The 6,783-nt window shown below is 72.2% G+C and carries 9 protein-coding genes; 7 read left to right on the forward strand and 2 right to left on the reverse strand.

Annotated features, from left to right (window positions below; genetic code table 11):
• The 6 genes from ACFSKW_RS29990 to ACFSKW_RS30015 are packed head-to-tail and all read left to right on the forward strand — an operon-like array spanning nucleotide 1 to nucleotide 3,699.
• A complete protein-coding gene (locus ACFSKW_RS29990) occupies nucleotides 1–1,332 on the forward strand; it encodes an FAD-dependent oxidoreductase (protein WP_379575826.1) in 1,332 nt (443 codons plus the stop codon).
• On the forward strand, nucleotides 1,329–1,574 hold the full coding sequence (locus ACFSKW_RS29995; RefSeq protein ID WP_379575827.1) for a hypothetical protein: 246 nt from the start codon (nucleotides 1,329–1,331) through the stop codon (nucleotides 1,572–1,574). The genes ACFSKW_RS29990 and ACFSKW_RS29995 overlap by 4 nt, the downstream gene beginning before the upstream one ends.
• Before the next feature lie 14 nt (nucleotides 1,575–1,588).
• Nucleotides 1,589–2,077 carry an MSMEG_0572/Sll0783 family nitrogen starvation response protein gene (locus ACFSKW_RS30000; RefSeq protein WP_379575828.1) on the forward strand — a complete coding sequence of 163 codons (489 nt, stop codon included), beginning with the start codon at nucleotides 1,589–1,591 and terminating at the stop codon, nucleotides 2,075–2,077.
• Between the two features lie 58 nt (nucleotides 2,078–2,135).
• Entirely contained in the window at nucleotides 2,136–2,810 is a 675-nt protein-coding gene (gene nthB, locus ACFSKW_RS30005; RefSeq protein WP_379575829.1) for a nitrile hydratase subunit beta, read from the forward strand.
• Nucleotides 2,807–3,388, forward strand: a complete 582-nt coding sequence (gene nthA, locus ACFSKW_RS30010) for a nitrile hydratase subunit alpha (RefSeq protein WP_379575830.1) — start codon at nucleotides 2,807–2,809, stop codon at nucleotides 3,386–3,388. Before nthB ends, nthA begins: the two co-directional genes overlap by 4 nt.
• On the forward strand, nucleotides 3,385–3,699 hold the full coding sequence (locus tag ACFSKW_RS30015) for a nitrile hydratase accessory protein (protein ID WP_379575831.1): 315 nt from the start codon (nucleotides 3,385–3,387) through the stop codon (nucleotides 3,697–3,699). The genes nthA and ACFSKW_RS30015 overlap by 4 nt, the downstream gene beginning before the upstream one ends.
• On the opposite strand, the gene ACFSKW_RS30020 is transcribed toward ACFSKW_RS30015, so the two are convergent.
• Complete coding sequence (locus ACFSKW_RS30020) at nucleotides 3,681–4,781, reverse strand: MSMEG_0565 family glycosyltransferase (protein ID WP_379575832.1); 1,101 nt, start codon at nucleotides 4,779–4,781, stop codon at nucleotides 3,681–3,683. The genes ACFSKW_RS30015 and ACFSKW_RS30020 overlap by 19 nt on opposite strands.
• Nucleotides 4,778–6,226 carry an FdrA family protein gene (locus ACFSKW_RS30025; protein ID WP_379575833.1) on the reverse strand — a complete coding sequence of 483 codons (1,449 nt, stop codon included), beginning with the start codon at nucleotides 6,224–6,226 and terminating at the stop codon, nucleotides 4,778–4,780. Before ACFSKW_RS30025 ends, ACFSKW_RS30020 begins: the two co-directional genes overlap by 4 nt.
• Before the next feature lie 123 nt (nucleotides 6,227–6,349).
• Here ACFSKW_RS30025 and ACFSKW_RS30030 point away from each other — a divergent pair.
• Nucleotides 6,350–6,783, forward strand: a 434-nt coding sequence (locus ACFSKW_RS30030; RefSeq protein ID WP_379575834.1) for a hypothetical protein, incomplete at its 3' end; no start/stop codon positions are given.

Raw genomic sequence — 6,783 nt, forward strand, 5'->3', positions numbered from 1 at the left:
ATGGCACGGAGGATGGTCATCATTGGCGGCGGCGCCGCCGGCATCGGCGCGGCGGGTGCGGCGAAGGCCGCCGCGCCTTCGGCGGAAGTGATCGTCTACACCGCGTTCGAGGACGTGGGATACAGCCCGTGCGGCATCCCGTACGTGCACGGCAAGGAGATCCCGGACTTCACGTCGCTGTTCCTGGCCGAGAAGCAGGCCTACGCCGACGCGGGGATCGACGTCAGGTACGAGACGACGGTGCTGGGCTTCGACCCTGAGTCACGGACCGTCCAGGTCGAGGGCGAGGGCCCGAGCGGCTACGACGCCCTGATCATCGCCACCGGCTTCGACTACAAGCCCCCCGGCGTGCCCGGCGAGGACCTCGGCGGCCTCTACTACGTCAAGAACATCCGCAGGGCCATGGAGTGGGACAAGATCCTCGACAACGTACGGCACGCGGTCGTCGTCGAAGCCTCCCCCCTTGGTCTGGAGATGGTGACCGCCCTCGCCCATCGCGGCATCGACACGCACGTCATCGACCCGCACCCGTGGGCGCTCGGCGAGCTGTGCGATCCCGACATCGTCGCCCCCGTCCAGGAGTCGTGGGCCGAGATGGGCGTCACGACGCACTGGGACACCAGGCTCCTCGGATTCACCGGCGACCGCGAGGGTCACGTCAGGACCGTGGCCACCACGGACGGTGAGCTGCCCGCGGAACTGGTCGTGGTGGCCACGCACAAGGTGGCGAACAACGCGCTGGCCGTGGCCGCCGGGCTCAGGACGGGCTCGACGGGAGGCCTGGTCGTCGACGACCACATGCGCACGTCGGCCCCGCATGTCTGGGCGGCGGGCGACGTCTGCGAGATCCCGCACGGCGTGGGCGGGCTGCCCCTGCAGGGGCTCACCGGCAGCCACGCCTACGCCCAGGGCAAGGTGGCGGGCACCAACGCCGCGGGCGGAGAACGCGCGTACCAGCCGGTCTACGTCCCGTGGGGAATGGTCGCCGGCACGTGGATGATCGGCGGCGCGGCGCTGGGCGAGGTGGCGGCCACCGCGCTGGGCGTCCCGCACGTGGTCGGCAAGGCGACGGGCATCTCCAGAGCGCGCTACTTCCCCGGCGTCAGGCCGGTCACGGTCAAGCTCCTCGCCGAGCCGCGGACGTTGCGCCTGATCGGCGCGCAGATGGTCGGCGGCGAAGGGATCAAGGAGCGGGCCGACTTCCTGGCGCTCGCGGTCAGGAAGGGCATCACCCTGCACGACCTGGCCTCGATGGAGAACGTCTACTCGCCGCCGATCGGCGCCCTCAACGAGCCCATCGTGACGGCCGCGCAGGCCGGGGTGTCGACGTGATCAGCCGGTGGCTGCGCGAGAACGCCCAGCAGTACCTTCTCAGGGACGCGCAGGCGCGGGTGGCGCGCGCCCACGGCAGGACCCCGCCGCCGATCCGCGGCTCCTTCTTCTGGCGCAGGATCTTCGTCCCGATCTATCGGCTCACACCCTGGCCGGTCCGTCGCAGGTTGCTGGCCGCGATGCCCGGGAGCCACCGCCGGCACTGGCCCAAGCCGACGACGCCCGCCGGCCCGGCCGTCTAGTCAAGGAGGTCACCATGCCGAAGACCGTCACCACCGAGCTGCCAGCCGAAGGCGAGACCCTGTACGACACCGAGGAAAAGGTGTTCGCCGACGTGCGGGCCGAGCCGGGGCAGAAGGCCTACGTCTTCATCCACACCGTCCCGTACGAGGGTTCGGTCGCCCTCGTCAACCTGCTCACCTCGACGCGCCTGGTGCGCAAGGGCTTCGACGTGAACATCATCCTGTACGGCCCCGGCGTGCTGCTGGCGTCGGGCACGCGGGGTTACCCCGGCGTCGGCCAGGAGGCGTTCCCCGGGCACCTCGCGATCAACAACCAGATCAAGACCCTCATCAAGGAAGGCGCCAACATCTACGCCTGCCGCTTCGCGATGGGCGCGCTCTACGGCTTCCGCGAGGACGACCTGATCCCCGGCGTGACACCGTTCAACCCGCTCGACGTGCTCGACGCCGCGCTCACCGCGTGGAAGGAAGGCGCGTTCCAGCTGAACACCTGGACGGTCTGAGCACCGCCCGACGCCAGGTGAGAGCGCGTTCGCCCGGCGGGGCGGCTGGGAGGCGACGATGAGCAAGGCCACCGGTATCCACGACATGGGAGGCACCGAGGGCTGGGGAGCCGCGCCCGTGCCCCGACCCGACGAGCCGGTCTTCGCCGAGCGATGGCAGGCCAGGGCCTTCGCGCTCGCGGTGTTGTCCATACGGCTGTCGGGCACGAACCTCGACGCCTTCCGGCACGCGATGAACCGGCTCGACCGGCGGGACTACCTGGACGACGGCTACTACGGCCGCTGGCTGCACGGCGCGGAGAACCTGCTTCTCGACAGCTCGATCATCGCGCAGGGGACGGTGGAGGCGCGTGCCGCCAACATGTCAGGGGGCTCGGCCGAGGAGCTGGGGCCGCCGGAGCCGAACAAGCCGGACTACGCCCCGGCCGCCGCGGGCTCCCTCCGGGAGGTCTCGTCGGCGCCCCGGTTCGCCGTGGGCTCCGCCGTACGCGCCAGGGCCTTCGATCCGCCGGGGCACACGCGGCTGCCGCGCTACGTGATGGGGCACACAGGCGAGGTCGTGATCGTCCAGCCCGCGCAGGTGCTGCCGGACACGAACGCCCACTTCCAGGGGGAGAACCCGCAGTGGGTGTACACGGTGCGTTTCGGCTCGGCCGAGCTGTTCGGCTCCGACGCCGAGCCGTTCGCGCTTCACGTCGACCTCTACGAGGACTACCTGGAGGAGGCGCCATGACGGATGAACGGGTGCCGATCGAGCTGCGCGTCGAGGCGCTCGAGCAGCTGCTGGTCGAGCGCGGCCTGATCGATTCGGCGGTCATGGACAAGTACATCGCGATGTACGAGACGGACGTCGGGCCGCTGAACGGCGCGCAGGTCGTGGCGAAGGCGTGGACGGATCCCGACTACAAGGAGCGGTTGCTCTCCGACGGCACCGCCGCCGTCGCCGAGCTCGGGTTCAAGGGACCGCAGGGCGAGCACATCGTGGTCCTGGAGAACACGCCGGCCGTCCACAACGTGGTCGTCTGCACGCTCTGCTCCTGCTACCCCTGGCCGCTGCTCGGCCTGCCGCCCTCCTGGTACAAGGATCCCGCCTACCGGGCCAGGATGGTCCGCGAGCCGCGCGCCGTCCTGGCCGAGATGGGGCTGCGGCTGCCGGACGACGTCGAGGTCAGGGTCTGGGACAGCAGTTCAGAGGTGCGCTATTTCGTGCTCCCCTCCAGACCGGCCGGGACCGAAGGACTCTCGGAGGAACAGCTCGTGCCGCTCGTCACGCGGGACGCGATGGTGGGCGTGGCCCAGGTGACGCCATGACGCTCCCCGTCCGGCTCGACGTCGACAGCCCGGCCGCGCCGCCGCGCTCCAACGGCGAGCTGGTGTTCGCCGAGCCATGGGAGGGAAGGGCGTTCGGCCTGGCCGTGGCCGCCAGTGAGGCGGGCGTCTTCGCCTGGGAGGACTTCCGCAGGGCACTGATCGCGCGCATCGCGGCCCGGCCGGAGGCCCGGTACTACCTCTGCTGGTTCGAGGCCCTGGAACAGGTGCTCGCCGTCGAGGGGCAGGTGCGCGAGCGGGCGGCGCTGCTGGCCGGCAGGCCCGCCGGCCACGATCACACGATGGAGCGGTAGATCTCGACGTGCCTGGCGGCGCAGGCCGCCCACGTGAACCGCGGCACGACCAGGCGGCCACCGGCGACGAGGGTGGCGCGCAGCGCCTCGTCGGCCATGATCCGCTCCAGGGCGGCCGCGAGTGCCTCGGGGTCGCCCACGGCGGGCAGCAGGGCGTCCACGCCGTCCGTGAGGAACTCGCGGAACACCGGCAGATCGCTGGCCACGACCGGCAGATCGCAGGCCTGCGCCTCGAGCGGTGCCAGGCCGAACCCCTCCTCGATCGACGGGTACGCCAGGGCGTCGGCAGTGCGGTACCACGCCGCCAGCCGATCCTCGGAGACCGTCCCCACCTGCACCACGTCGAGGCCGAGCGCGGGCAGGAGGGCCAGCGCCTCGCGCCGGTAGGCCTCGTGGTCGCGGAAGGACTGGCCGCCGACGATCGCCAGCACCGGCCGCTCACCCCGCAGCAGGCCCAGGGCGCGGAACAGCGTCTTGCTGCCCTTGCGCGGTTCGACGCCGCCCACCGCCAGCAGCAGGAACCGGCCCGCCGCCCCCACGGACGCGCGCAGGGCGGCGCTCCGCCGGGTGCCGACCGGCGGGAACCTGGCCGGGTCGACGCCGTTGCGCACGACCTGGGCGGCGACGCCGTAGTCCCGGAGCAGCACGTCGCGCCAGTGCTCGCTGACGACCAGGACGTGGCCCGGATCCAGGATCGCCCTGCGCTGGCAGTCGACGAGGGCCGGCGTGGTGAAGTCGTCGACGTGGTGCACGGTGCGCACCACCCGGGCGTGCACCTGCGGCGCCGCCCTGCCGGTGATGCAGTCCTGGGCGTGGAGGATGTCGAACTCGCCCGCCACCCTCGCCAGCCCGGCGACCATGGCGTCCACCGAGGCGAAGACCTTCTCCTCCAGCGAGTCGCCCTCGACCGTGACGGGGAACAGCGTGAACGGCACCTTGAGCGAGCGGAAGAAGGCCTCCTCGCCCAGGGCGAAGACGTGCACGTCGACGCCCAGGTCGGCGAGCGCCTCGGCGAGGGCGAGGGTGTGGACGACTCCGCCGCGCGGTCTGGTGGAGTACGTGAGGAGCGCGACGCGGCTCATGAGGTGCTCTTCCTGGTGGCGATGGCCGCCGCGGCGCGTGCCGCGCGGGCGGCGGTCGCGGTGACCGCGCATCCCGCGGCGGCCAGCTTGCGTACCTGGTCGTGATACCCCTGGGGATCGAGCTCGGTGCCCAGGACGTAGGCGACCACCTGCGGACCGTCCAGTCGGGCCAGCTCCGGCGACAGGATCCCGGCGGGGTCGGGATGCGAGCCATGGCCGAGGACGACGTCGAGCAGCACCACGGCGACGTCGGGCCCGGTTTCGCGGAGCAGCTCGATCCGGGCCCCCGGGTCGATCATCGGATGCGGCCTGCCCTTCGTGAACTCCTCCTCGCCCAGGTCCAGGCAGACGTGGCGACCCGGTGGCGCGGGCAGGCCGTAGCGGGGGTCGATCGGGGTGTTGGACCAGACGGGACCGAGCACGCCGCTCAGCACCACGAGGGCCTCGTAGCAGAGCGTGCCGCCGGAGAACAGCCCGCGCACCGTGGTGCGCGCCGGCGCGAGGCGGGCGATGGCCTCCTCCACACTCGGTCCGCGATGCAGGTCGAAGGGCGGCACCGGCCTGCCCAGGACGCCGAGCGCCTTGACCACGCCGCCTTCGAGCGTCTCGCCGCCCACGCCGACCAGGCTGGCGACCAGGGGCGTCGCCCGCGCGGCCGCCATCACTCGACGCGCCACCTGCTCGTCGGGCGGCTTGGACACCAGGAGGATCAGCTCCGTCTCCGGGTCCTCGTCGAGCATCCGGACGGCTCGCGCCGCCATGCGCCCGCCCACCTCGGGAGACAGGTCGCGACCGCCCACGCCGACCACCTGCGACACGCCGACGCCGCAGCGGTCGAGCAGGCACATGACCTCCTGTGCCCCTGTGCCCGCCGCCGCGACGACCCCCACGGGGCCACGACGCACCACGTTGGCGAATCCCAGCCCCACCCCGTCGATCACCGCCGTGCCCGCGCCTGGGCCCATGAGCAGGCGGCCCCGCCGTGCCGCGTGGTCCTTGAGCGCGATCTCGTCGCCGACGGAGACGTTGTCGCTGAACAGCAGGACGTCCAGGCCGTGACCGAGCGCCTTGTGCGCTTCGAGCGCGGCGTAGTCACCGGGAACGGAGACGACGGCGACGGTGCTGCCCGGCTGCCGTTCCAGCGCCTCCTCGAGCGAGCGCGGGCTCTCCTCGGCCCGGCCGCTTTCACGGGCGCCGAACATCGCCCGCTCACCTTCCGCGAAAGCGGCCTCCGGGTCCGTCGCCCGGACCGCGAGGATGAGATCGTACGGCGAGGCCTCGGGCGGGTCGAAACCCTCCTGCCGCAGGGCGTCCAGGTTGGCCGCGGTGGCCATCACGGCCGTCGCCCACTCCACGCCGTCGGTGCCGCCCATCGCCCGGGCGCCGAGGAGCTGGAGGACGGAGTCCAGGTAGGTGTCGCGCAGCACGCGCACGGCCGGCTTCACGCCGCCCCCCGACCGGCCACCGCAGTCCTGTTCACGGGGTCCACCCTTCGCCGTTCTGGCGAATCACCCGAATGACGTCTAGGATCCGACTTGTCACACTGACGATAGTGAACGAGTGAAGCCTTGCCAAGCAGCCCGATCCCCGCGGAGTACGCCGAGCTCGCCCGGCGGCTGCGAGCCGCCGAGGACAGGCTCTTCCCGCTGGCGATGATCGACGCCGACCGCTACCAGCGGGCGTTGCAGATGGTGGGCGCGCTCGCCCGGCGCCTGGCACGCGCCGGCGACTACCCGGCCCTGGCCGCCGCAGAGGGCGAGATGCGCGGCTGGCTCGACGACGTGGGCGTCTCCCTGGACGGCCTCGACCCCCAGCTGGTGATCGAGGCAGCGATGTCACAGCGGTTCCGCGAGCTGCTCACCTCCTACCGCGAGCAGGCGGTCGACCGCGCCCGCGCGGCCGGCCAGGAGTGGGCGGTCGTCGAGGACCCCGACGACGCGGCCTGGCGCGGCGGCTCGGCGCGGTGGGTGGACGTGCACGTCCCGACCGGCACCGTCATGGT

This window comes from Nonomuraea mangrovi, from assembly GCF_042681425.1.
In the GTDB taxonomy this organism is placed as follows: Bacteria; Actinomycetota; Actinomycetes; order Streptosporangiales; family Streptosporangiaceae; genus Nonomuraea; species Nonomuraea mangrovi.